The sequence below is a fragment of the Brevibacillus sp. JNUCC-41 genome (genome assembly GCF_014844095.1).
Taxonomy (GTDB): domain Bacteria; phylum Bacillota; class Bacilli; order Bacillales; family DSM-1321; genus Peribacillus; species Peribacillus aracenensis.
Window position 1 is genome coordinate 1395437 of the sequence record NZ_CP062163.1, and the last position, 25763, is coordinate 1421199.

The 25763-nt window shown below is 42.1% G+C and carries 26 protein-coding genes and 3 riboswitches; of the genes, 6 read left to right on the forward strand and 20 right to left on the reverse strand.

The annotated features are described in order from the left end of the window. Positions 1–98: 98 nt before the first annotated feature. Positions 99–205: riboswitch (SAM riboswitch) on the reverse strand. Between the two features lie 145 nt (positions 206–350). The 7 genes from JNUCC41_RS07015 to JNUCC41_RS07045 all read right to left on the reverse strand — a co-directional run bounded on the left by JNUCC41_RS07015 (position 351) and on the right by JNUCC41_RS07045 (position 7586). Continuing rightward, positions 351–659, reverse strand: coding sequence for a thioredoxin family protein (locus JNUCC41_RS07015; protein ID WP_192208074.1), 309 nt, complete (start codon positions 657–659; stop codon positions 351–353). Positions 660–662: 3 nt separating this feature from the next. Beyond that, on the reverse strand, positions 663–1028 hold the full coding sequence (locus JNUCC41_RS07020) for a toprim domain-containing protein (protein ID WP_048688210.1): 366 nt from the start codon (positions 1026–1028) through the stop codon (positions 663–665). A gap of 92 nt (positions 1029–1120) precedes the next feature. Continuing rightward, the gene (gene gcvH / locus JNUCC41_RS07025; protein WP_034310122.1) at positions 1121–1504 is read right to left on the reverse strand and encodes a glycine cleavage system protein GcvH; all 384 of its coding nucleotides are present in this window, start codon (positions 1502–1504) and stop codon (positions 1121–1123) included. A 95-nt stretch (positions 1505–1599) separates the two neighbouring features. Beyond that, the gene (locus tag JNUCC41_RS07030; RefSeq protein ID WP_192206978.1) at positions 1600–1956 is read right to left on the reverse strand and encodes an arsenate reductase family protein; all 357 of its coding nucleotides are present in this window, start codon (positions 1954–1956) and stop codon (positions 1600–1602) included. A gap of 141 nt (positions 1957–2097) precedes the next feature. Then, positions 2098–3885: an acyl-CoA dehydrogenase FadE gene (locus tag JNUCC41_RS07035; RefSeq protein WP_192206979.1), complete on the reverse strand. Its 1788-nt coding sequence runs from the start codon at positions 3883–3885 to the stop codon at positions 2098–2100. Between the two features lie 67 nt (positions 3886–3952). After that, complete coding sequence (locus JNUCC41_RS07040) at positions 3953–5131, reverse strand: acetyl-CoA C-acetyltransferase (protein ID WP_192206981.1); 1179 nt, start codon at positions 5129–5131, stop codon at positions 3953–3955. Between the two features lie 70 nt (positions 5132–5201). After that, a complete protein-coding gene (locus JNUCC41_RS07045) occupies positions 5202–7586 on the reverse strand; it encodes a 3-hydroxyacyl-CoA dehydrogenase/enoyl-CoA hydratase family protein (RefSeq protein WP_192206983.1) in 2385 nt (794 codons plus the stop codon). A gap of 206 nt (positions 7587–7792) precedes the next feature. On the opposite strand from JNUCC41_RS07045, the gene JNUCC41_RS07050 reads away from it, so the two are divergent. Then, entirely contained in the window at positions 7793–7927 is a 135-nt protein-coding gene (locus JNUCC41_RS07050) for a YuzL family protein (RefSeq protein ID WP_072273724.1), read from the forward strand. Between the two features lie 48 nt (positions 7928–7975). Here the strand turns inward: JNUCC41_RS07050 and JNUCC41_RS07055 are convergent, their stop codons facing one another. Then, entirely contained in the window at positions 7976–8893 is a 918-nt protein-coding gene (locus tag JNUCC41_RS07055) for a proline dehydrogenase family protein (protein ID WP_192206985.1), read from the reverse strand. 149 nt (positions 8894–9042) lie between these two features. On the opposite strand from JNUCC41_RS07055, the gene JNUCC41_RS07060 reads away from it, so the two are divergent. Then, complete coding sequence (locus JNUCC41_RS07060; RefSeq protein ID WP_192206987.1) at positions 9043–9321, forward strand: hypothetical protein; 279 nt, start codon at positions 9043–9045, stop codon at positions 9319–9321. 13 nt (positions 9322–9334) lie between these two features. Beyond that, positions 9335–9670 (forward strand): spore coat protein, encoded by a 336-nt coding sequence (locus tag JNUCC41_RS07065; protein ID WP_192206989.1) that lies wholly within the window; start codon positions 9335–9337, stop codon positions 9668–9670. Between the two features lie 81 nt (positions 9671–9751). Here JNUCC41_RS07065 and rodA read toward each other — a convergent pair whose 3' ends face one another. The 5 genes from rodA to JNUCC41_RS07090 form a co-directional block, all read right to left on the reverse strand. Continuing rightward, complete coding sequence (rodA, locus tag JNUCC41_RS07070) at positions 9752–10924, reverse strand: rod shape-determining protein RodA (protein WP_192206991.1); 1173 nt, start codon at positions 10922–10924, stop codon at positions 9752–9754. 147 nt (positions 10925–11071) lie between these two features. Next, a complete protein-coding gene (locus tag JNUCC41_RS07075; RefSeq protein WP_286182398.1) occupies positions 11072–11953 on the reverse strand; it encodes a metal ABC transporter permease in 882 nt (293 codons plus the stop codon). Beyond that, on the reverse strand, positions 11950–12876 hold the full coding sequence (locus JNUCC41_RS07080; protein ID WP_192206993.1) for a metal ABC transporter permease: 927 nt from the start codon (positions 12874–12876) through the stop codon (positions 11950–11952). Before JNUCC41_RS07080 ends, JNUCC41_RS07075 begins: the two co-directional genes overlap by 4 nt. A gap of 7 nt (positions 12877–12883) precedes the next feature. Continuing rightward, positions 12884–13639 (reverse strand): metal ABC transporter ATP-binding protein, encoded by a 756-nt coding sequence (locus tag JNUCC41_RS07085; RefSeq protein ID WP_192206995.1) that lies wholly within the window; start codon positions 13637–13639, stop codon positions 12884–12886. 12 nt (positions 13640–13651) lie between these two features. Continuing rightward, entirely contained in the window at positions 13652–14575 is a 924-nt protein-coding gene (locus tag JNUCC41_RS07090) for a metal ABC transporter solute-binding protein, Zn/Mn family (protein WP_192206997.1), read from the reverse strand. A gap of 665 nt (positions 14576–15240) precedes the next feature. Between JNUCC41_RS07090 and JNUCC41_RS07095 the strand changes: the two genes are divergently transcribed. Together JNUCC41_RS07095 and JNUCC41_RS07100 are read left to right on the forward strand one after the other, a co-directional pair. Then, complete coding sequence (locus tag JNUCC41_RS07095) at positions 15241–16203, forward strand: LacI family DNA-binding transcriptional regulator (RefSeq protein WP_192206999.1); 963 nt, start codon at positions 15241–15243, stop codon at positions 16201–16203. Between the two features lie 255 nt (positions 16204–16458). Then, positions 16459–16644: riboswitch (Lysine riboswitch) on the forward strand. A 95-nt stretch (positions 16645–16739) separates the two neighbouring features. Then, the gene (locus tag JNUCC41_RS07100; RefSeq protein ID WP_228467561.1) at positions 16740–18191 is read left to right on the forward strand and encodes an amino acid permease; all 1452 of its coding nucleotides are present in this window, start codon (positions 16740–16742) and stop codon (positions 18189–18191) included. Positions 18192–18230: 39 nt separating this feature from the next. Here JNUCC41_RS07100 and JNUCC41_RS07105 read toward each other — a convergent pair whose 3' ends face one another. The 7 genes from JNUCC41_RS07105 to JNUCC41_RS07135 form a co-directional block, all read right to left on the reverse strand. Then, entirely contained in the window at positions 18231–19910 is a 1680-nt protein-coding gene (locus tag JNUCC41_RS07105) for a glycoside hydrolase family 13 protein (protein WP_192207001.1), read from the reverse strand. An 85-nt stretch (positions 19911–19995) separates the two neighbouring features. Beyond that, positions 19996–21078, reverse strand: coding sequence for a Ger(x)C family spore germination protein (locus tag JNUCC41_RS07110; RefSeq protein WP_192207003.1), 1083 nt, complete (start codon positions 21076–21078; stop codon positions 19996–19998). Continuing rightward, positions 21075–22175, reverse strand: a complete 1101-nt coding sequence (locus JNUCC41_RS07115; RefSeq protein ID WP_192207005.1) for a GerAB/ArcD/ProY family transporter — start codon at positions 22173–22175, stop codon at positions 21075–21077. Before JNUCC41_RS07115 ends, JNUCC41_RS07110 begins: the two co-directional genes overlap by 4 nt. 23 nt (positions 22176–22198) lie before the next feature. Then, positions 22199–23710: a spore germination protein gene (locus JNUCC41_RS07120; protein WP_342614786.1), complete on the reverse strand. Its 1512-nt coding sequence runs from the start codon at positions 23708–23710 to the stop codon at positions 22199–22201. Positions 23711–23869: 159 nt separating this feature from the next. Then, positions 23870–24412 carry a YhcN/YlaJ family sporulation lipoprotein gene (locus tag JNUCC41_RS07125; RefSeq protein WP_192207008.1) on the reverse strand — a complete coding sequence of 181 codons (543 nt, stop codon included), beginning with the start codon at positions 24410–24412 and terminating at the stop codon, positions 23870–23872. Positions 24413–24465: 53 nt separating this feature from the next. Then, entirely contained in the window at positions 24466–24786 is a 321-nt protein-coding gene (sugE, locus tag JNUCC41_RS07130; protein WP_192207010.1) for a quaternary ammonium compound efflux SMR transporter SugE, read from the reverse strand. Positions 24787–24834: 48 nt separating this feature from the next. Continuing rightward, a riboswitch (guanidine-I (ykkC/yxkD leader) is annotated at positions 24835–24933 on the reverse strand. 38 nt (positions 24934–24971) lie between these two features. After that, the gene (locus tag JNUCC41_RS07135) at positions 24972–25301 is read right to left on the reverse strand and encodes a DUF948 domain-containing protein (RefSeq protein ID WP_192207012.1); all 330 of its coding nucleotides are present in this window, start codon (positions 25299–25301) and stop codon (positions 24972–24974) included. Between the two features lie 118 nt (positions 25302–25419). On the opposite strand from JNUCC41_RS07135, the gene JNUCC41_RS07140 reads away from it, so the two are divergent. Then, the gene (locus JNUCC41_RS07140; protein ID WP_192207014.1) at positions 25420–25599 is read left to right on the forward strand and encodes a hypothetical protein; all 180 of its coding nucleotides are present in this window, start codon (positions 25420–25422) and stop codon (positions 25597–25599) included. The last annotated feature ends 164 nt before the right edge of the window (positions 25600–25763 follow it).

A 25763-nucleotide genomic window follows, 5' to 3' on the forward strand; every position in this document is an offset into this window, starting at 1 on the left:
TGGTTTCACCTTTTTCTATGGATTTAGTTGGAATTTTATGATATCTGGCCTTTTATAAACAAAAAAACCACTTCAACAAGAAGAGGTCTCAAGAACACACCTCATCTACCAGAGCCAACACTCTGCTGGAATTAGCACCGTATATAAAATTTATACCGGTTGCCGGGCTTCGTCGGGCCAGTCCCTCCGCCACTCTTGATAAGAACTATTAAATTCTGCCATTACTTAATTCAAAATATATCATTTTAGAATAAATCAGTCAATGAATTGTTAGAATATTCTTTGTTTAATTCCAATCTCGCATTCAAATGTCCGCAACAAAGAAACCAACCACGGTTCTGATTGGTTTCTTAGCTGATTTCCTTAAGCAATCCGTACAAATAAGGAACGGATTGAAAGGCATATATTTTTGTGTGCAGCTTTCCTTTTTTGAAAAGCAATAAACAGGGCACACTTTCGATTTCATATGATTCGGCAATTGCTTGGACATAGTTCATATTCATTTTGCCTGCCTTCAATTCCGGGAACAGCTCCAAGGATATCGTCAGCATCTTGGAGGCAACCTGACAAGTGCCGCATAAAGGCGTATATAAATATAAGCAAAAGGTTTCCCCATTTTCAACAGCAAGCTTACACTCTTCTTCTTTCCATTCCTGCATCAATTAGTCGTTCACCCTTTGACTTAAAAATTTCATTTTCACATTCATATTGGCAGATAGTAGCACAGTTGCGATATGATGTTCGGGTGAGCTTTCCACTTCTTTGTACATTTTATTAATATACAGGTGGTTTGCTTCCGGCATTTCCCTTCGGAACTGCTTCCGCAGCTTTTCTCCTGATTCATCTGCGTCAAAAAGGAGATAAACATCACGATCCATCAATTCATCCACTAATTCATCCAGCTTAGTTAATGATATGGTCCCATTTGTACATCTTATTTCCACATCTTCATTTAAAACGGAGGCAACTTTTCTTCTATCGGAACTGCCTTCTACAATAATCACTTTATCGAATTCGCCCCACTCCATGTCATCACTCCATCTCATGAATTATGTGCGCAACTGCCGCTGTATAAAATGAAAAAGAGAGCAGGCCCATTCAGTCCCCCCTCTCCTTCTTTTTAACCGTTGATTAAACTCTCATACTCTTCAGCGCTCATCAAGTTTTCAATATCACTGCTATTAGATGGTTCAAGTACGACCATCCATGCCTTTTCATAAGGAGACTCATTTACATATTCCGGGTTGTCACTTAAATCTTCGTTTACTTCAACAACCTTGCCACTGATAGGTGCATAAAGCTCAGAAACTGTCTTAACGGATTCAACACTTCCAAATGGTTCGTTCGCTTTCAATTCATCGCCGATTTCCGGAAGCTCAACGAATACGATGTCCCCAAGCTCGGACTGTGCGAAAGCTGTAATCCCAATGCGCACTGTTCCATCTTCCGTTTTGACCCATTCATGTTCTTTAGTGTAACGAAGTTCTTTTGGTGTTGTCGTCATTATTAACCCTCCATATGTACATCTTATTTTATCTATTTCATTATAAGGTAGATAGTGTGTTTAAGTAAGGAATTAACCAAATATTTTGTGAAATTTCAGTTCCAAACCTGTTCGAATTGCTCTTCTTTGAAACCTACCGTCACTTTAGTGCCATCTGTAACAATCGGCCTTTTCAGAAGCATTCCATCCGTGGACAATATATCAAGCATCTCTGCTTCAGAAGCTTCTTTCAGCTTATCCTTTAAGCCCAGCTCCCGATATTTTTGACCGCTGGTATTGAAGAACTTCTTCAATTCCAAATTGCTGATTTTATATAGTTTTTCTATTTCTGTTCGCGAAGGCGGATTTTCAGCTATATGGATCGCTTCATATTGCAGTTCATGATTATCCAGCCACTTCTTCGCATTACGGCATGTGCCGCATTTTGGGTACCAATATAATGTTAAGCCCATCATTTCACCACCTATCAATAGAATACCCGTTTTCAGCACGCAATACAACGAAATGTCTTTTGAATTTCCGTTGCGATTTCATCAAAGGAAATAAAGGGAATGCCTTTACGGGCATTCCCTTTACAGATTCTGATTCATTGCTTATAGAGCATATTTTTCCGCTTCGATCACTTTTACGGAGGCTTCACGTTTTTTCGCAATGACATTGATCGGATTGTGTCTTGTCAGCTTGCGGAGCGACGAAAGCATGATTCGAAGAGTATCGCCTGTTTCCACCGCAATTAACGTTTCTTTTGCATGCTGTTCTATTTCATTGAAAGCTTCCTGAACGAAGATTTCAGTGTAAAGCACTTTTTGTTTGTTCTTCTCCAGGCCTGTAGCTGCAATAGCTTTCTCCGTACGCAATACCACGGATTCAGCTGCATAGGCAAGGGATACGATATCGGCAATGTTTGAGAGGATTTCTTGTTCTTGATCAAGAGTTTTGCCGTATTTCTGTGCCGCTAGGCCAGCCGCCAAAATACCGATTTTCTTAGCGTTCCTAACAAGTATCTTTTCTTGTGCCAGTGGCTCATCGCCAGGCTCTTCCGGCATCATCATCATTAATTCCTCTTGCAGGCCTTGGGCTTTTTGAAGAAGCGGCAATTCCCCTTTAAGTGCTTTTTTCAGGAAAGTTCCCGGGACAAGCAATCGGTTGATTTCATTTGTACCTTCAAAGATCCGGTTAATACGGGAATCGCGATATGCTTTTTCAATTTCATACTCCTGCATGAAACCATAACCGCCATGAAGCTGTACGCCTTCATCTGTAACATAATCCAATACTTCGGAAGCGAAGAATTTATTCAATGAACACTCAATGGCATATTCAGCAACTGCGGCCGCCATTGATTTCCCATCTTTCACTTGCTCATCCGTCAATTTGCTTTGTCTTTGATCATAAAGGCCAACGGTACGATATACAGAGCTTTCTGCTGCATAAATTTTAGCGGCCATTGTTGCAAGTTTTTCTTTCGTCAAGTTAAAATCGGAAATTTTCGTTTTGAACTGTTGACGTTGATTCGTATAAGCAGCTGTAATCTCAAGAGCACGTTTAGATCCGCCGACCGCACCAACGCCTAATTTATAGCGGCCGATATTCAGGATATTGAAAGCGATGACATGCCCTTTTCCGGCTACACCCAAAAGGTTTTCGACTGGTACATGTACGTCTTCAAGTATTAATGTACGTGTTGATGAGCTTTTGATTCCCATTTTCTTTTCTTCAGCGCCAGTTGATACGCCTTTATAATCACGCTCAACAATGAAAGCCGAGAATTGTTCGCCGTCGATTTTGGCGTATACACAGAAGACATCTGCAAAACCTGCATTTGTAATCCATTGTTTTTCACCGTTTAAAATATAGTGTGTTCCTTCTGGATTCAATTTCGCCGTCGTTTTTGCTCCCAAGGCATCTGAACCTGAGCTTGGTTCCGTTAAGGCATACGCAGCAATCTTCTCACCTGTCGCCAGTAAAGGGAGGTATTTTTTCTTTTGTTCTTCATTCCCGAATAATACGATCGGCAAAGATCCGATACCTACATGTGCACCATGTGTAATTCCGAACCCGCCTGCAAGCGCCATTTTTTCCGTGATCAATGCCGAACTGATTTTATCAAGACCCAATCCGCTGTATTCCTCAGGAACATCAGCACCAAGTAAACCGATTTCTCCTGCATGCTTCAGTAATTTAACGGAACGGTCAAATTCATGGTTTTCTAAATGTTCAACCTGCGGCAGAATTTCATTCACTACGAAATCCTCGGCAGTTTTGGCGATCATTTTATGCTCATCAGAATAATCTTCCGGTGTAAACACTTGATCATACGTAATATCTTCTACTAAAAAAGCTCCGCCTTTAATGAGGTTATCTGTAGTTTGATTTGACATGTTATTTCCTCCTAAGTATTTAAGATGGTAAGCCCGCCGGAAGCATGAGATTCCGGGAGGCGTGGGATTACGCCAATAATTCAAATACTCCAGCAGCACCCATTCCGCCGCCGATGCACATTGTCACGACTCCGAACTGTTGGTTCCTGCGCTTCATTTCATGAAGCAGGCTTAATGTCAATTTTGCTCCCGAACATCCTAGTGGATGGCCTAAAGCGATGGCTCCGCCATTTACATTGACAATCTCTTCATTCAATCCGAGCTCACGAATGATTTGGATGGATTGGGAAGCAAAGGCTTCATTCAATTCAAATAAACCAATATCCGATAACTCAAGACCTGCTAGTTTCAAAGCCTTAGGAATGGCTGCAATCGGTCCGATGCCCATAATTTCAGGCGGTACTCCTGCTACTGCAAAGGAAAGGAACTTACCCATTGGTTTCATCCCTAATGAAGAGGCCTTTTCCCTATCCATGACCATGACCGCGGCTGCACCATCACTCGTTTGTGATGAATTCCCTGCTGTTACGGATCCTGTAACAGAGAATGCGGGTCTCAGTTTTTTCAACACTTCAGCAGTCGTGCCTGGACGAACGCCCTCATCCTGTGTAAAAGCAAATGACTTTTCCTTTAATTTAAGATCTGGTCCCACTGAACGGAGGGTCACTTCAACCGGTACGATCTCATCGGAAAACTTTCCTTCTGCAATGGCCTTAGCAGCCTTTTGATGACTTCTAACAGAAAATGCATCTTGATCTTCACGGGAAATGCCGTATTTTTTCGCAACGGCTTCAGCAGTATGTCCCATGCCCATATAATATTCCGGTGCCGTTTCCGCAAGTCTCGCGTTCGGACGTGTTACATGGCCCATCATAGGCAAAAGGCTCATGGACTCCGCTCCGCCTGCAATGACTGTATCACTTTGGCCGAGCATGATTCTTTCCGCTCCATAAGCGATACTTTGCAACCCGCTTGAACAGTAACGATTAATCGTTATGGCCGGTACTGAATAAGGCAATCCTGCCAATGCTCCAATGTTACGCGCCATGTTCAATCCTTGCTCCGCTTCAGGCATTGCACAACCGATAATCAGGTCATCTATGTTGCCTTCATAATTCCCTGCCCGCTTTAACGTTTCCTTTACAACAAGAGCCCCTAAATCATCAGGACGTACACTAGCAAGAGAACCTTTTTTCGCTCTTCCTACCGGAGTCCTTGCTCCAGCTACTATTACCGCTTCTTTCATGAGGATCCCCCTTACTCATTTTTAAGCTATCGATCTATTAATCTTCGTTTTTTGCCATATCATCTATTCATCAATTACGGAGCGGTTTACCTTTAACAAGCATGTGCTGCATCCTTGCCTGGGATTTCGGAGTCGAAATCAGTTTTAGGAATGCCTGCTTTTCTAGATTCAAGATATACTGTTCATCTACTTCCGTGCCAAATGGGAGTTTTCCTCCTGACAGGACGTATGCAAGCTCTTTGGCTATGACAAGGTCATGATCTGATAAGAATCCTGAAAGGCGCATGGATTCCGCCCCTAATAGAAGTGTGGCATATCCAGTTTCACCTACGACAGGAATCTTTGTGCGGGCTGGAGCGGTATAACCTTGTTCATGCATGGAAAGTACCGCCTGTTTCGCATCATATAGCTGATGATCCGCATTCACGCTTATTCCATCAGCTATATTAAGGAAATTATTCTCTCTCGCTTCCTCGGCTGATGTCGAAACTTTTGCCATGGCGACCGTTTCAAATACTTGGTTGGCCACTTTCTGTAAGTCGAAGTCGACGCCCTTCGGCATATTCTTCAAAGTCTTCACATAAAGCTCTTTAGTTCCGCCGCCGCCTGGAATCAACCCTACGCCAGCTTCCACTAATCCCATATATGTTTCAGTCGTTGCCTGGATGCGCGCTGCCGGAAGTGACACTTCAGCACCCCCGCCAAGTGTCATATTAAACGGGGCAACCACTACGGGAACTGCACTGTACTTAATTTTCAGCATCGCCTTTTGGAATTGGCTGATGACCATATCAAGTTCAAGAATATTGTCATCCTGCGCTTCCATCAGCATCATTGCAATATTAGCGCCTACACAGAAATTCTTTCCTTGGTTTCCGATGACCAGGCCTTTAAAATTCGCTTCCGCTTCTTCGACCGCCGCATTGATCATTTGTATGATATCCAGACCGATTGCATTATTCGGTGAAGTGAATTCAAGAAGAGCCACTCCATCGCCAATATCCATCAAGCTTGCACCACTGTTTTTCTTGATTACGCCTTTTTGCTTCTTGGTCGCTTTAAGATTGATCACTTTAGGATTTTCGACAAGTTCTTTATATTCACCATCATCATAATAGTGAACAATGCCATTTTCTTCTTTATAGAAAGAACTGAAGCCTTTAGCGATCATATCCTTCACCCATTGCGGAACGGCGATGTCTTCCGCTTCCATTCGGGCTACCGATTTTTCTATCCCTATCGCATCCCAGGTTTCAAAGGGACCTGTGGACCATCCGAAGCCCCATTTCATCGCTTGATCGATCGCCACGATGTCATCCGCGATGTCCCCAAGCAGCTGGGCAGAATACACAAGTGCCGGATTCAGAACATTCCAAAGTAATTGGCCGGCACGGTCTTCGCTATAAACAAGCGCTTTCATTTTATTTTCCAAGCCCTTGGCCTGTTTAGCCATTTCGATGGAAGGCGTTTTTAATCGTTTTCGTGCATCATATTCAAGGGTTTCGGGATTCAGTTCAAGGATTTCCTTGCCTTTTTTCAAGAAAAAACCTTGGCCTGACTTGCTTCCAAGCCACCCATTTTTAAGCATTTCATTCATGAAATCAGGTATTTTGAAAACCTCTTTTTCTTCTCCATCCACCTGGTCATATACGTTTCTGGCAACATGTGCAAAGGTATCCAATCCAACTACATCAAGTGTCCGGAAAGTAGCGCTAGTAGCCCTCCCAATCAAAGGACCTGTAACCGAATCGACCTCACCAACACTGTATCCGCCTTTTTGCATTTCACGCAAAGTGACCAATAATCCATAAGTTCCAATGCGGTTTGCGATGAAGTTAGGAGTATCCTTGGCTTCGACGACACCTTTTCCCAGTACATCTTCCCCGAATCGTTTCATGAATCCGAGCACTTCTGGTGAAGTTGCTTTAGTAGGGATGATCTCCAACAATTTAAGATAACGCGGCGGATTGAAGAAGTGGGTTCCCAGGAAGTGCTTTTGAAAATCCTCCGAACGGCCTTCTGCCATCGCTTCGATTGAAATTCCGGATGTATTCGATGAAACGATGCTTCCCGGTTTACGATGCTGATCAACCTGGGCAAACACACTTTGCTTAACCTCAAGCTTCTCAACAACCACTTCGATGATCCAATCGACATCCTTTAAACGACTTATATCATCTTCCAGGTTTCCCGCCTCGATCAACGCAATGTTTCCCTTAACCGAAAGCGGAGCTGGTTTCTGTTTTAAAAGTTTCGTAATCGCAGTTTGGCTGATGCGGTTACGCACTTGTTTATTATCTAATGTCAGTCCCTTTTTCTTTTCGTCCTCAGTGAGTTCACGAGGTACAATATCCAATAGTAAAGTCGGAATGCCGATGTTAGCAAGGTGTGCAGCAATCCCTGATCCCATAACTCCTGACCCTAGAACAGCAGCCTTTCGTATTTGTCGAACCAAGTTTATATCCCCCTTACGCAATTTATTGAATGAATGCTCATTCATTTTTAATTCAAAAAAATTTGAATATTTTTTCTTATTACTAATATAGAATATATTTGGAAATTCCGCAATGATTAAACAGGAAAAAAATATTTTTTTCTCTGGGTTCTTAAGGTTATTTCTCCTCCATTCAGCTAAAAATAATCGGGCAGGAGGTGACTTATATAATGAAGCGTAAAGATAACCCTTCTAAAGCAGCCGTGAGCGCAGCAAGCGTTAAAGGCAATGCCGGACCTGGCGCCGAACGTCAACATGGAATCAATAAAGTGAACAGCCAGAACAATCAGTTCAAAAGATAATCCTTCTTAATTTGAACAGCCGTCTCTTTTCCGGGGCGGCTCTCGTATCTATTTCTTGAATAGGCCTTTTAAAACGAAAGCAATATTGGCCGGTCTCTCCGCAAGGCGGCGCATGAAATATCCATACCAATCCGTACCATATGGAACATACACCCTTACCTTATATCCTTCTTTAGCAAGTTCAAGCTGCTTTTCAGTGCGGATGCCATATAACATTTGAAACTCAAAACAATCCAGGGGAATTCCCTGATCTTTGACCAAGTCCCTCGTATAATCAATGATTTTATCATCATGTGTGGCAACGGCTGTGTAATGGCCATTTTGCATATGCTTCTTGATGATTTTCTTGAAATTCTCATCCACATCTTTTTTCTCGGGAAAGGCCACTTCCCTCGGTTCTTTATAAGCTCCTTTAACAAGTCTTAGATTCGGCTGGTATGCATCCAATTCCTCGATATCCTTCTCAGTCCGATACAGATATGCTTGGATGACAGTCCCCAATTCATTATATTCAGACTTAAGGTTTTTGAATACATCCAAAGTCGGCTGACAGCGCGGAAAATCTTCCATATCAAGCGTCACGAAAACACGATGGGCTTTAGCTTCATCTAATATCCTCCGCATGTTATTCATTACGACTCGTTCAGATACATCCAGGCCCATCGAGGTCAGCTTAAGTGATAACTGTGAATCCAGTTCATTTGTGCCGATCATGCGGATCGCTTCGATGCACTCAGCTGCCATCTTCCTTGCTTCTTGTTCATCCTCAATGAATTCACCTAAATAATCAATGGTGACAGCAAGCCCTTTCCGGTTAAGATCTGCAATCACTTCACATGCCATATCCAAGGATTCCCCTGCCACGAAACGAGATGCCCCAAACCGCAGCCCGTATTTTTTCGCTGCCTTTGTCATGCCTTTATTCTTTGATAAAAAAAGGAATAGATTTTTCAAAATTCTTTCCATCTGCATTCCCCTCCCAAATCATTTTGGAAAATAGATGCACAAGATTACTTTACCATTTAATTCATTTTTCAGATATTTAGAATCAAGAATAAAAAAATTCATAAAGGGAAAATTAAGCTCGTTTAAAGAACACGTAAGGAGGTAGAATGATGGAACAGCAAAATTCGTTTAATAGCCAACAGCAATCCACCGGCTTTATGAAACAGCCGCCGGAAATGGTTTCGGTGAAAGATAGCCTATACTTAACCGATATGCTTGCATGGAATCTTAATGCGGTTAAAAAAGCACATTTTTTTGCCACACAGTGCAAGGACCCGCAAATCATTGATGCGTTAAATCGGTGCGGACTCATGCATCAACGCCATTACGATACCATTTTGAAACATTTGAACCCGGACCAAAACCAGGTTCAACAACAATACCAGTAAAGGAGTGTTCTTGATGCCCAATGAAAACAAAGTCCAAAATCCTGAATCTCCCGTGGCAAAGACACCGCAAATGAATGACAGGGATTTTATAAATGATATGCTCACAACTGAAAAGTACTTTTGCAACTCCCTTTCCGTTGCCCTGCATGAGATGAGTAACCAAGCATTATTCCAAGACATTTTCTCCGTTTCCAAAGAAAATCAGGAAATGCAGCGAGAACTCTATAACATTATGTTCGAAAAAGGCTGGTATAGTTTAGAAAAGGCGCAAGCAACAAGCTTAAACCAATCGTATCAACAATTTTCCGGTTATAAAAATCAATTTCCATCTGGAACGAACATTCAATAAGCAAACATTGAGGGGGGTGAATTCTGCTCCTTTTGTTTTTGAGCTACAAGTAAAGCCGGCCCATGGGGGCCGGCTTTATTTTTAGATATCCGTTGAAAACATATACTTCTTATAGTGATACCGAATGCTGAATATTAAGCCCATGGCCATCATGTTCCCCATTAGCGAGCTTCCTCCATAACTGATGAATGGAAGCGGAATCCCCGTAATCGGCAAAAGCCCTACCGTCATGCCGATATTTTGAAAGACGTGGAACGTCAACATGCTTATAACACCAACACAGATATATGTATAGAAGTTATTTTTCGTGTCCATTCCCGTTTTTGTAATATGATAAATCAACAGGAAAAACAAGGAAATAATGATGCTTGATCCGATGAAGCCGAATTCTTCACCGATGATGCTGAAAATGAAATCCGAATGGCTCTCAGGCAAATACACTTCCCTCGAACCGATTCCCTTGCCTGTGGTCTGGCCGGAACCGATGGCCAGTAAGGATCTGGTTAAGTGATACCCTTCGGAGCTGGCATAATTATATGGATCCAGCCAAGAATAGATACGGCCGAATTGATAGGATTTTACCCCTAGATATTTTTCCAGGATCTCCGGCTTCCAAAGGACAAAGTACAGGACCGTTGAAGCGACGACAATTCCTCCCGAAACGATCGGCAGGAGGATCCTCCATGTTACCCCTGAAATGAAAATCATTCCGAGCATGATTGACAGGATGACAAGCGCGGTACCCAAATCCGGCTGTTGCATGATTAACATTAAGGGGGCACCTGTCACAAGACCGATTTTAATAAGCAGCCAGATATCCGTTTGAATCGTTTTCAGCGTGTTTTTGAGATGGTGGTTCGATATGACATTGGCTAGAGCCAAAATCAGGAAAACCTTCATGAATTCCGATGGCTGAATCGAACCGACTCCCGGAATTTTGAACCAGCTTCTTGCACCATTTATATTAGGTACGATGCTACTTGGCATAATGATCAGCAAAAATAGCAAAAACAATCCGAATCCATAGGCGTACCAAGAAATTTTTTTCAGTTGGTCCGAATCTAGTGTGATGAACCCTAATACGATTCCAACCCCCACTATATACCAAAAAATTTGTTTAATTAAGAAGTTTTCAGCGTACTGTCCAGTCGTTTGGGCACTATAGATTGCTAAGCAACTTCCAACGCATAATAACAGCAATATTGTGACCAAAGAAAAATCTATTCGAGATGAAAATTTATTTTGTTCTTCCATACTTAACTCTCCCTTAAAAAGGCTCCTGCGAAACATCTATAAATACACTTATTCATTATACTTTAAACAAATAAAATCACAACTATATCGAAGAATTGTTTAAAGGCTTCTTGGAGTTATTTCCATGAAGCCTGTAGGCAGGGGGAATTATGCATGTGATTCCTTTGATTTTCTTCGTTTCAGCAATCTGCTGACCAATCCATGGCTTGGGGAGAAGAGAAAGGCCAATCCGAATAATATGGCGGCCGATCCCACCATGCAACCTGATATCGAGGCATCCAAAATGGTGGCTGAAAAGTAGCCGATGACGGAACTTAGCACCCCGACCCCGATACTGGCCCATATCATGCGGCTTAAGCGATCTGACAGCAGATAAGCCGTTGCCGCGGGTATGATGAGCATTCCAACTACTAAAATGGAACCTACACTATCAAAAGAAGCTACAGTTGTCAGGGAAATGAGGCTCATCAATAAGTAATGAAAGAACAGTACAGGAATTCCCATTGCAGCCGCAAGTGATGGATCAAATGACACGAGTTTAAACTGTTTGAAGAAAAGGAAGATCAGTATGAGGTTCAGGATAAAGCAACTGCCGACAATCCAAACAGCTTTTGGTCCAGCTTCGATTCCCGCGATTGTCATCGTGTTCCAGGGAGAATAGGCTATTTCGCCATAAAGGACATGTTCCAGGTCAAAATCTATTTGTTGCGTAAACAAGCTCACGAGTACGATCCCCGTTGCAAAAAGGGAAGTGAATACAATCCCGATCGCTGCGTCAGATTGAACGCCCGACGATTGGAAAAGCTGGATCAAGAATACGGTGAGCAAGCCGAGCGCAGCTGCCCCTATCAGCATCGGAACAGAGTCACGAGTCCCGGTTATTAAAAATGCCAATACGATTCCGGGCAAAACGGAATGACTGATGGCATCCCCAATCAACGTCAATTTCCTGACTATCAAAAAACATCCCAATACACTGCAAGCACTCGCCACCAATGCTCCGACTAAAATAATCCAAAAATCATTCATGATGAGTGGCTCCCTTTCCTTCTATTCTGTTCGAGAGAATATTTCTTTTTCGTCGATCCCCTTCTCCATATAGATGAAAGCACTCCGCGTTTAGGTGCAAATAGCATGGAAAAGAAAAACCATACCGTCGCGGATAAGACAATTAACGGTCCTGTTGGCAAATCATTGACCGAAGTACTGATCAACGTTCCAGACACACCGCTCAACATTCCGAATATGCCAGACAGGATGACCATGATATGAAGCCGCTCAGTCCAATACCTCGCAGAAACCGCAGGCGTAATCAGTAAAGAAGCCATCAATACGACACCTACAGCCTGGATACCGATCACCACAGCTGCCACGATCAGCATCATGATGAAATAATCCAGAAAAACAACCGGCAATCCCATCCCCTTAGCAAACCCAGGGTCGAAGGACAGTAATTTGAATTCTTTAAAAAATACGGTACAAGTGAAAATGAGAAAAAAGGAAACCGTCATCATCATATATACATCGGACATGACCATTGACGCCGTCTGCCCGAATAAAAAGGTATCCAATCCACTCTGGTTTCCATACTCACTCTGCTGAATCTGTGTAAGCATGACAATTCCGAAGCCAAAGAAGGAAGATAAGACGATTCCCAAGGCCGCATCCTGCTTGATCTTACTGTATCTCGTAAGCACACTGATCAAGAAGACAGCCACTAAGCCAGCCAGGGCCGCACCTATTAGAAAATAAGAAGTGGATTTCACTCCAGTTAAAATGAAGGCGACACAGATACCGGGTAACGCTGCATGTGCGAGCGTATCGCCAAGCAAAGATTGTTTTCTGAGGTAGGCAAAGCTGCCGATGACCCCGCTGCTTAATCCGAGGAACATCGTGCCAAGCAATATCCACCTTGTATTTGGATCAGTAATAATAGCCAGTATGTTCATCATGTACACCTCATTTTAATAAAAGGCCGGATTTCGTGTCTGATAGTATCGCTAAGCGGCCTCCATATGTTGCCTGTAAGTGTTCTGGAATGAATACTTCCTCCGTCGGACCTATTTTCATCACCTTTTTATTCAATAACATCGTCCAGTCGAAATATTCCTTCACGGTCGATAGATCATGGTGCACAACTAGAACGGTTTTGCCTTTTTCCTTCAATTCCATCAGCAATTGTATGATTGCTTTCTCTGTTGCGGCATCCACCCCTACGAACGGTTCATCCATAAAATAAATATCCGCTTCCTGTGCCAATGCACGGGCCAGGAATATCCGTTGCTGCTGTCCACCTGATAGCTGGCTGATCTGGCGGTTAGCATATTCAGACATCCCTACCTTTTCCAGGCACTCCATCCCCTTCTGCCTTTCGGACTTACCTGGTCGCTTCAACCAGCCGAGATGACCATATCTGCCCATCATCACGACATCGAGTGCGTTGGTCGGAAAATCCCAATCCACTGACTCCCGTTGTGGTACATAGCCGATACTCTTCCTCATCGATTTATAAGTAGAACCCCTTATTGTGATTTGCCCTGATATTTTGGGGATCAATTCGAGTATCCCCTTTATCAATGTGGACTTCCCTGCTCCATTGGGGCCAATGATCCCGATTAAATTCCCTTCCGGCACCTCAAATGAGACATCTTCGATAACAGGCTTCTTATGATAAGCAATCGTTAAATTCTCGACCTTCAAAGCTGCTAGATTCATAGTTTCTCCCCCTTATTTCAAAGCACGGACGATTGTATCGGTATTATGACGGACCATTCCGATATACGTTCCTTCTTCCGTCCCTTTTTCACCCATGGCATCCGAGAACAATTCACCGCCGATTTTCACTTTGTGACCCTGCTTATCTGCTCCTTGAATGACAGCCTCGATGGCCTTCCTTGGTACGCTTGACTCAATGAAAATCGCTTTAATTTTGTTCTTCACAAGATAATTCCGCATATCCGTCACATCTTTTGATCCATATTCCGATAATGTATTGATCCCTTGGAGCCCTCTTACGTCCAGGCCGTATGACTGACCGTAGTACCCAAAAGCATCATGTGCTGTAACGAGCACCCGCTGATTTTTTGGTATTTTATTAATTTCGTCTTGAACATATTTATCGAGTTCCTCCAATTGCAGAACGTACTCTTCATAATTTTCGCGAAACTCTGCTTCATGGTCCGGATCATTGGCAATCAATTCTTTCTCCACTGCCTCCGCCGCAACGATCCAAAGCTTAACATCAAACCATACGTGGGGATCATGTTCCGATGCACTCACTTTGCGAAGTTGGTTCCCCTTGAAGCCCTCCGTTACGGCAATCGTCGGTTTATCCTTGCTCATCATTTCAAATATATCCGTCATTTTCCCTTCAAGATGCACACCGTTATAAAAAATCATATCAGCCGAATCCAGTGTCTTAACATCACCCTGTGTCGCTTTATATAGATGGGGGTCGACTCCCGGACCCATTAAACTGGTGACCTCGACATGTTTACCGCCGATATTCTCAACCAAATCTCCAATCATTCCCGTTGTTGCAATGATATTCAGCTTACCATTGCCTTTATCACTTCCAACCGTATCATTGCCACACCCCGCTAAAATCAGCAATGCAGCAATCACGCTCCCAATAGATTTCAGAAAACCCATCCATACTCCCTCCCTTTTTCCTCTTTCTAAAATAGTTTGCCATGTGCAAAAATAAGTGTAAAAATTTTTACATTGTCGTAAACGCTAAAAAGTTTCCTCTATACAACTTATTTCATACTATACACAAATATACAAAAAAGTGCAACTATTTTTTCAAACACTTCAAAAAGGACAATGACTTTCACACATGAAAAAACTGTCAGGAATCTCTACTGGGGAGCTTCCTGACAGTTGGTCATGCCGTACATGAAACAAACTCTGAAGTTATATTTATATTGTGGGGTTCTAATGGTGAATATAAACTATGGGGGCTATTTCGGAACGTTGTGAAATTCACGGGTAAATGCGCTGATTTTACGAGTAAAGTGCCAAAATTCACGAGTAAACGCTGATTTTACGCATTCCATGTGCATTGCCACTCACTTTTTCAAGGAAATTGCCAAGTACGCAAATCCCAATTCGATTCCGCAAAGCACAAAAAGGGTGATTAAAGTTTGGAACATCATGGTCTCCTCCTCCTCTAAGACTTAAAACAATCTTAAAGGATGAAACCCATACCAGAACAAGACCTTATTTGAAGAAATCTTCAGCAGCCCCACACTGTCCTCTTGCCCTGAAATGGGTTTCATACTGTACAATATAAAAAAAGAAAAAACGGTGATACCATGACAAATATTAAAGAAATAGCTCAATGTGCCGGTGTATCTGTCTCAACAGTGTCCCGTGTATTGAATGATCATCCATATGTAAGCCCAGATAAAAGAAAGAGCGTCTTGGAGGCCATCGATCGTTTGAATTATACGAGAAACATAAATGCCATTCATCTTTCAAAAGGTAAAACCAATCTTATCGGCATCATCATCCCCTTCAACAATCACCCATATTACGGGGCAATCGTTAACGGAATCACTAAACAGGCAAATGCAATTGGCTGTCATATCGTCATCTTTCAAACAAACTATGACAGAGAGAAGGAAATCGAGGCTTTTAATATGCTGCAAATGAAGCAGCTCGATGGCATTATCGTTTGTTCAAGGATTTCGGAAATGAAAATCCTTTTGGAATATCAAAAATACGGACCAATCATTTTGTGTGAAGATACGGCCCAGGCTGAATTCTCATCCATCAGCATTGATCATTATGCAGCTTTCTCCTGTGCCCTTGAGTACGTGATTGCTAAAGGATATAAGAAAATCGGATACAGCCTCGGCCGTAAAAAGAGCAGAAATAGTTCCCATCGTACAAAGGCCTTTAACGATATCATGAGTAAACATCAACTGATAAACAATAAAGAATGGCTGTTTGAAGGCAGTTATCACATCAAAGACGGTGAACAATTGTTTCAGGAATGGAATTCGATGATGGATAAACCTGAAGCCATCATCATCACGAATGATGACACGGCGGCTGGCTTCATTCTCACCGCTAAGAAATCGGGTATAAGGGTCCCGGAGGATGTGGCCATTCTCGGTTTCAATAATGATAGCCTGGGTGAAATGCTCGACATCACGACCATTTCCTTGCCGCTGGAATGGATTGGGAAAATGGCTGTGGACCTATTTGAGAATCCTGAGGTGGTCAAACATGTAAAACTGGACTACGCCCTTATAAAAAGAAGGACCGTTTAATGATCTCCATGCTTTATTTTGGTATATAGCCATTTGAATTCTTCCTTGCCGCCATCATTCATTAACTAGGAAAAAATAACCACATAAAATAATCATTGCGATATTCATGAGATTATTTTATAATTTTGATATAGTAAAGTTTACTCAATTACTAGCAATCTATTAGCGATTGCATGAATTTCATGAGAACTATCGTCTGACGTCACTTACAAGCTGGCGCAACGATTTTAGAAAATTGAATACTTCCTCATTTACCGATGAGTTAGAGGCTGCAGCTTATAAAAGTAAAACGGACGAGATTCTGGAAAATTCAAGACTCCGTTTGAAAGGATAAATTGCCGAAGTAAGGGTATATTCCATGTATATTCTTGCTGGCGGTGTTACCGAACAGGAACACCACTGTCACGCTTTTTCAAAAAAGCGTGGGGAGCTATCTTCGGAAGGATAAACGGGTTTATTATAAACAGCCGTCGATCTTTTTCGACTGCTGTTTTTTATTTTTCGTTCCCTTCCAATAAAAAGGAGTGTAACATCAATTGTCAAATTCACAATCAGCATCAAGCCCTACTGAACTGAAAAGGAGCCTGAAAGCGCGTCATTTAATGATGATTTCATTAGGTGGAACGATTGGAACAGGTTTATTTTTAGCAAGTGGCGGTGCCATTCATTCAGCCGGTCCCGGCGGTGCCTTGGTGGCATACGCAGTCATCGGCATCATGGTTTATTACTTAATGACAAGTCTTGCAGAAATGGCAGCGTTCATGCCAGTGGCCGGTTCATTCCGTGTCTATGCATCCAAATTCGTCGATCCGTCTTTCGGTTTTGCGATTGGTTGGAACTACTGGTATAACTGGGCAATCACCATTGCCGCTGAATTGGCAGCCGTTGTCTTAATTATGAAGTTCTGGTTCCCGGATAGTCCTTCAATTATCTGGAGTGCCATTGCATTAATCACTATGTTTCTTATCAATTACATGTCAGTTAAAGGTTTCGGGGAGGCAGAATTCTGGTTTGCCATGATCAAAGTCGTGACAGTCGTCATTTTCTTGATCACGGGTGTACTGATCATTCTCGGGATCATGGGTGGGAAAGACCCAATTGGTTTTTCAAATTTCACAATGGGCGAAGGTCCCTTTAACGGTGGGTTCTTCACGATCCTGGGCGTATTCATGGCTGCCGGCTTTTCATTCCAAGGAACGGAATTGCTTGGAGTGACTGCTGGTGAAAGTGAGGATCCAGAAAAAAATATCCCAAAGGCGATCAGATCCGTTTTCTGGCGCATCATCTTATTCTATATCCTTGCCATTTTTGTAATTGGAATGATCATTCCGTTTACCGATTCACGTTTATTGAGTGAAGATGTTGCCGTAAGTCCATTCACGCTTGTATTTGAACGGGCAGGCCTTGCATTTGCTGCATCCATCATGAACGCGATCATTCTATCATCCGTACTCTCTGCCGGTAACTCTGGCATGTACGCTTCAACCCGTATGCTATGGGACTTGGCACGTGATGGGAAAGCACCGAAATTCCTAGGCAAGTTAGATAAAAGAGGAGTACCCGTGAATGCACTTATCGTGACTTCTTTAGTAGGCTGCGTTGCATTCTTAGCTTCATTTTTCGGTGATGGCGTGGTTTATATCTGGTTATTGAACGCTTCAGGCATGGCGGGATTCGTCACCTGGGTCGGGATCGCGGTTGCCCATTATCGATTCCGCAAAGCTTACGCAGCTCAAGGCCTTGATATGAATGCTTTACCATTCCGAGCAAAAGGCTTCCCATTCGGGCCTATATTCGCACTTGTCCTTTGCCTTATCATTATCATCGGACAAGGCTATCAAGCTTTCAGCAGCGATGGAATCGACTGGAATTCAATGTTTGTTTCCTACATTGGCTTAATTTTATTTTTCGCCCTATGGTTCGGCTATAAAATCAAGCATAAAACGAAAATCATTCCCCTGGAGGAATGTGATCTTAAATCAAAATAATGCGTAAAGGACCTGTTCTAAGGAGAACAGGTCCTTTTTTCATTTCAAATGATAAACACGGCATTCATATGGACGCAGAGGTTTGCTGGAGATTCCTTCTTCTTCCTGATCATAATTGCCTATCAGCCTTGTGGCTGAATATGCATGCAGCTCTTCAGGCAAAGTATAGGAGGCATCCTCTTCTTTAAAGTTACATAGCACCAACAGCTTTTCTTCTTCAAACGATCTCGTGTAGGCAAATATTCGTTCATCATCCGGCCATAGCAGTTCAAAACGGCCATAAACGACGATTTCATGTTTCTTTCGTATTTGGATAAGCTTTTTATAAAAATGAAAAATGGAATTCGGATCATTATAGGCTTTTTCTGCATTAATCTCTGGAAAATTGGGATTAACCTTAATCCAAGGCGTCCCTTTCGTGAATCCTGCGTTCCGGGAGTCATTCCACTGAATCGGTGTCCTCGCATTATCCCTGCTTCGGGCGTGGATGGCTGACATCATCCGCTCTTTTGACCAGCCATGCGAATTGACGAGTTCTTCATATGAATTCAATGTTTCGATATCACAGTAATCATCGATGCCCTCAAATGCAACATTGGTCATGCCCAGCTCTTCCCCTTGATATATATAGGGTGTCCCTTGAAGCATATGAAGGCAAGCTGCAAGCATCTTTGCGCTTTCAATACGATACTTTCCATCATCACCAAACCTTGAGACAATCCGGGGCTGATCATGGTTGTTCCAGTATAAACTGTTCCATCCATCCCCCTCCAAACCAGTCTGCCACTTAGAGAGAATTCGCTTTAAATCGGTAAGCTTCCACTTATCATTACTCCATTTCCCTGCCGGTCCACTCCCCAAATCCATATGTTCGAATTGAAAGACCATATGTAGCTCACCACGATCTTTACCTGTGAACAATTGGGCCTCCTCCGGTGTGACGCCTGGCATCTCCCCAACTGTGATCACGTCATGTCCAGAAAGTGCCCGTTGATTGATTTCCTGCAAAAACTCATGTATGCGCGGGCCGTTCAGGAAAAAGGGGCTTCCATCGCCATACTGTTTCTCATGATGAACGGCTCCATCTGAATAGCTTTGATCTTTTGAAAGGAAATTGATGACATCCATCCGAAAGCCATCGACACCCTTATCCAGCCACCAAGTCATGATGCTGTAGATCTCTTCACGGAGCTTAGGGTTCTCCCAGTTTAAATCCGGTTGTTTCCTGCTGAATAAATGTAAATAATATTCATCGGTTCCTTCATCATATTCCCATGCTGAACCTTTAAAAACGGATTCCCAATTATTTGGTTCCTTTCCATTCCTTCCAGGTTTCCAAATATAATAATCGCGTTTCGGATTATCTTTTGAGGATCGGGATTCCTTGAACCACGGATGTTCATCAGAAGAATGGTTGATCACCAGGTCCATCATGATCTTCATTCCACGTTCATGAACCGCCTTCAACAACCTATCGAAATCAGCCATGGTCCCGAACTCAGTCATGATTGATTTATAATCACTGATATCGTACCCATTGTCATCATTGGGAGATTGATAAACAGGGGATAGCCATATCACGTTCACACCCAGCTCTTGTAAATAATCGAGTTTCATCAAGATCCCGTTTATATCCCCTATCCCATCACCATCACTATCCATAAAACTCCTTGGATACACTTGATACACAACTGCCTCTTTCCACCATGCTTTGTCCATGTCTTTCCCCCTCTTTGGCCGCATTGATATGATCATTACACCAATACCCCTATTATAAAGGGAAAAACTTCAGAATATTCTCCTTTTATTCAGCTATTCCCGTTTGAATCATTTCAATATCCAGATCTACCTCGATTGGAATATAAGGATATGCCTTCTCCCAATGTTCCTGATCGAAATTTCTTGTACTACTTTTAGCATGATCACCGATTGCAATCGGATCGATATTGTTCTCCTGAAACATGGCTACCATCTCATTTAATTTTTTTCCAATGACATGCTCGGCCCTGGCCTCTATTTTATTCAGGTCGACCGCTTTGCCCAAGTCGTAGCCTTGGACCTCCAGCAGACTCGCTTTTAATTTCACTTCAATCCTGACCTTAGGGTCTTGATTTGCATCCGAAATATGATAATGGACACGTGACTCCACGTTATTGATATCTGTAAAATCATTTTCCTTCCATTTAATTTCATAACTCCCCATCCTAAAGTTTTCAGTAAGGACTTTAAATAAAAATCCGTCCTCATATGGAATATATTTACCAATATAACGATCCTTTTTAAACAGGGCGATCCCTTTTACCCTTATTTGGTCCCCTGCCGTTTCCAATAAGGGCAAGACCGGATCGATTCCTTTACCATGACACGCATATAAATACCTGTGAAGATCCACATTAGGCAAATTAGTCTTTATATTCTGTTCGATCAGTTCTTTCACTTGAACCCCTGGAGTTTTAATCAACTTCGGCTCCATTTTAACTACATCCTCCGCTTTGCCATGAACGACCGCTAAATACAAATTCCTTCCCACCATTGGGTCACGCCTATATGTATCGACATAATCATTCAACCCATTGCCTGCCAATTCTTCACCATAGAGAATAACCGTCAGTCTACCACCGACAATCGGGTATGGCGTTTTTGCATTTTTCTGCTGACGGGCTGCCTTTATATCATGGGAGACCGCTTCATATACTTCTTTACCTAGATTTGCTTCCTTCCCAGGCTGAGGCACGCTGACAACGACCGTACCTTTGATCTTTTTGCCTTCGGCATCATCATAACCTACGACTTCAGCAATTAAAATATCTTCTAATATTTGTTTTTCCACGCCGCAAGCCGTCATCAGGAAACTTGCCAATATTATCAAGATAAGTCGGATTTTCACGATTTATGCCCCCTGACTTTATAGACAATCGACTGCCATATGAATAAGAGAGGAAGATACAAATAAATGATATAAAAACCAATTTCCGAACTTATCGTGTTAAACTCATCGATTCTATAGCGGTTATCCAAGAAAATGCAGGAAACTAAAATGATCAGCAGAATGAAGACCAACATCTTTCTTTGCCTTAGTCCAAATACTCTTTTAGCTGTCCTGCTCGCTGCCCAAACCCCTATGCAAACATTCGGCAGCACCATGAACAGCCAAACGGAAATCCCTATGTATTCGAACCTTTCAATGAATGGAAGGTCTACAATTTTCCATAACGTCAAAGTTGCCCATATAACATCTTTCAGTTGATCTTGATGATAGTAGGCTAATGAAACAATGATGGATACTAAATATATCGTCATAGTAAACACCGCCCCTAAATGGGCCCACTTTTGAGATTTTTCACGGTTTTTAATGAAAGGGTAATAAATGAGGAGTAATTCAAAACCAAGGTAATTCAGGGTCATTTTCTTACAGGCCTTCATGATTTCCAAAAAGGAATGATCAAGAAAAGGACCCAAATTTTCAAAGTGGGCGTACTTCAATGGGAAATAATTCAAAAGGAATAATGGCGATCCGATAATAAGTCCGATTATGCAAAAACCAGTGATGACCCTGAACCCTCCCTCCACAAAGCTATAGACGAGAATAAGAATGATGGTTATTAGCATCAGGATATTGACACCAGGGAACATCCAAACCTGAATGACTTCTAAATAAGTCCTGATAAGAATGACGGAAATCATTATAAAGTAGAGGATGAATAAAACATTGAAAGCATTTCCTACCCAATTACCGAACAAATCCTTGTGGATGGCGACTAAATCAAGGGTTTGGGGACCCCTGCCTAAAAGCTTGAAACACATCCAAAGCAGAACATTTATGATTAACCCTGATATGAGTACAGATAACCATGCGTCTTGACCAGCCTCTTTCGCTATGACCCGTTCAAACCCCAATATCCCTACCCCAATCTGCATGCCGGGCATGAGAAAAAAAACAAAAAATGGAGATATTAGTTTAGTTTCATTTGGTTTGACTTCCATACCTTCTCACCGCTTTCTACACCTTATTCATCAATATCACCATGGGAGTTTCGCTCTTCCGCCTCCTTCCTTATCCTTAGTGGATTTTCCGTCCGCAGAAATTGCGGGCGTTTTTTCTGCTTTGAAAAAGGGAGGCGAATGAGACTATCTTTAAAGTCATGAATTCTTAATGGGTAAAGCGGATCTAAATAAGGACTGCCAAGCGAAGTCAATTTCAATAAATGACTTAAAATGAATGCACTGCATAAAGCTATTCCAAACAGACCGTATAACTGGGCTGCAATTAGAAAAGGGAAGCGGATAAGGCGAATGGTATTACTTATTTGGTAAATCGGCACCGTAAATGAAGCCAAGGCTGCCAAAGCGACAAGCATCAGTAAGACATTACTGACAAATCCAGCTTCCACAGCGGCTGTACCGATGACTATACCGCCAACAATACCAATGGTGGAACCAACCTTAGCAGGCAGCCTGACCGCTGCTTCCCTCAGCAATTCAATTGTCCCTTCCAGCAAGATAGCCTCCAAGATCGGCGGAAAAGGAATCACTCCCCTTGATGAAATTAAGATTGGCAGCAAATCCGTTGGAATCACTTGATAATGATAGGTTAAAACGGCAACATACAGAGGTGAAGATAAAACGGAAAACAGCACTGCGAAAAGCCGAATCAAACGGAATGAGGTGCCGAGATTCCAAATTTGAAAATAATCTTCAAATGACGAAAAGAACGAAATGATGGTGTTTGGACCAACTAATGCATGTGGAGATCCGTCCAGCATGATCCCAATTTTCCCTTCCGATAATACACTGGCCAGATGATCAGGCCGCTCCGTATCAATCAGTTGCGGAAACATCGAATTTCGATTATCCGTGATCATCTGGCTTACAAACGAAATATCGACGATCGTATCATAATCTATATCTTCTATCCTCTGCATGACTGTATTAACGATCTGTTGATTTACTATCCCATCTATATAGAGTACCGCTAACCTTGTTTGCGAGATGCTGCCGACCCTTAATTCCTTGGACTGCAATTCAGGGGTGGGCAACCGGTTACGGATCAGATTCAAATTCGAATCAAGCGATTCAACAAATGCCTCCTTGGACCCAACGACCGTATACTCCGACTCGGGTGTGGAAACTTGCCTTTTCACACTATGAACACATGGAATCAACAAACACATTTCATCATCTTGCTTGTATTGAACCATGATTGTTCCTGCCAAAACCAACCTTTGGATGTCTTTTAGATCAGCTGTCAATTTCATATCTTCAATTGGAATATCGCCTTTTAATTGCTTAAGATCCTTCTTTGGTTGATTCGACATGACAGCCAATACTTGTTCATGAAGCTGTTGTACACTAACCAGTGAATTGAAGTAGGAAATAGTGTAGCCATCATCATTCGGGAATTGGAAGGTAAGAAAATCATTAGATGCTTTAAACTTTTTAAGGAGTTCCTGAAAATCCTTGGAAGTGACCTGAAAGGATGCTGCATCCATTTTCCTCCCGCCCTTAAAAAATCTCACCATCCCACCCCCATTTCCTTCTTAAAGTTTTTCGTTCATTCGATTATTGTAACCACCCTATTTAAAGTTAGTCATGATCCACCGATATCTTTAAAATAGGAAAAGACCTATCCGGAATCCACCGGATAAGCCTTTACGTTTTAATTCTTTAATGAATACCAATTACCTTGGACTTGGAAAAATCCGTGTTACTAAATCACGGAACTCATCAGCGAATCCTGCAACAGGTTTTCCATTCTGAATATCATTGGCATACCCTTTCATCCTTTGAACAAAGTCCGGGTTTGTCGACACATAAACTTGGTCCACCGAAGGATCGGCTCCCCTTACTGCATCAGCAATCCTATCTTTAAGGTCATTTGAGATATCCTTATCCCCGCCGTCTTTCAATACTGCCCCTACATAGGCATTATTATCAGTAACGATGACACTTGCGTTACTTACTTCCTTCAAGGCTTCGACCCGGTTTGAGATATCCTCGGAGACCCTCATATCATTTATGCCATTATCATTGTTGTCATTATTATCATTAACGTTATCATTAACGTTTTGCCTTGTATCGCTTACATTCATCGGATTATCCAAATTATCTTGATGGGTACGATTCAGGCCAAGATTTTCACTGGCACCTTCTTTATTATTATATGAACAACCTGTAATCACTAAAGCCATCATCACACTTGATACTATCGCTTTATAATTCATAATCTTCACTCCTCTAAATCGTTTAACATTACTATTTACGAGGAGAGGATAGATTATTCAGAAGAAGTGATTTTCAAGCCGATAATCCCCACTAAAATTAAACCGACGAATACCAAACGCATCGCATCCTTAGGCTCGTTAAATACGATGATGCCAACCAGAACAGCCCCAAGAGCCCCTATTCCGGTCCAAATTGCATACGCTGTTCCCATAGGCAGGGTTTTTATCGCAGATGATAAAAAATAAAAACTAATGACCATACCGGCAATCGTTATGATAGAAGGCAATAATTTCGTAAAACCCTCAGTATACTTTAAACTTGTCGCCCATACCACTTCAAATAATCCGGCAATCACCAATTGAATCCAAGCCACCTTTTTTCCCTCCAATTACAGAAAAAGCCCGAAAGGTCATAATTCATAACCTCCCGGGCTTTTTTCCCTCCGTGTACGCAGATTCCTGCGCGTTTCTCTTGGACCATTCCGGTAAAATTCAACCGAGGAACCCTAGAAACTCATTATTCCCATACTATCATGTACATTTCAAATCGGTCAAACATTTATGCATTGCTTCTGTTTCTAGACTTCCACTTGTCACCTTTTATTGAAAACCAAATATTTTTAAAGGGTTCAGGTATTTCTTTAGCCGCATCAACCGTATATTGAACGGCCTCTTTTTTATATTGAACATCTTCAGTGATTTCTTGCTGTGTCATGGCGAGTTGGTCCGTCTCCGATTTAATTTGGTCCGTTTTGGCCTGGATACGCGTAACGGTTTCAGTCACATTTTCAATTGTCGGTTTGGAATCCTTAAATGTTTTAAAAGCAAAAAACGCTAAATAGATAATCGAGCCGATAAAGAGGGCAAGACTAATATATACAATGATCACCTAGATTCCTCCTTTTATTTTACCTTTACTATACCCGTAATAATTGGGCAGAAAACGAATCCCCATGTATTTTCTCTTATCCCTGCTCATATTATTGATAGAAAAAGGAGGAATGAAAATGAATCAAATGCCTCTGCTTAAAGCCTGTTTTAAAGCTGGAATGCACTACATTAGACATCTGACCATACAGCAGGCTGCCACTATTGCAGGAATCATTTTTTTAATCATTCATCCAGAAGTTTTCAGCCCGATTTGGCTTACATTGGCAACCTCCGTCTTGATTCTGCTCCTGCTTTGAAGAATATTAGTGACCTCCCGCACACTGGTTGAGTTATCGAGTTCTTCGCTAACATCCCCATCCAGTTCAGGAGAACACCGAGGATATGCAACTACATTCCTCTCTTGATCTTAGAAGAACGTTCCTGTACGAATCAAGCTGCCATGGAGATTCGAAAAGTAGAA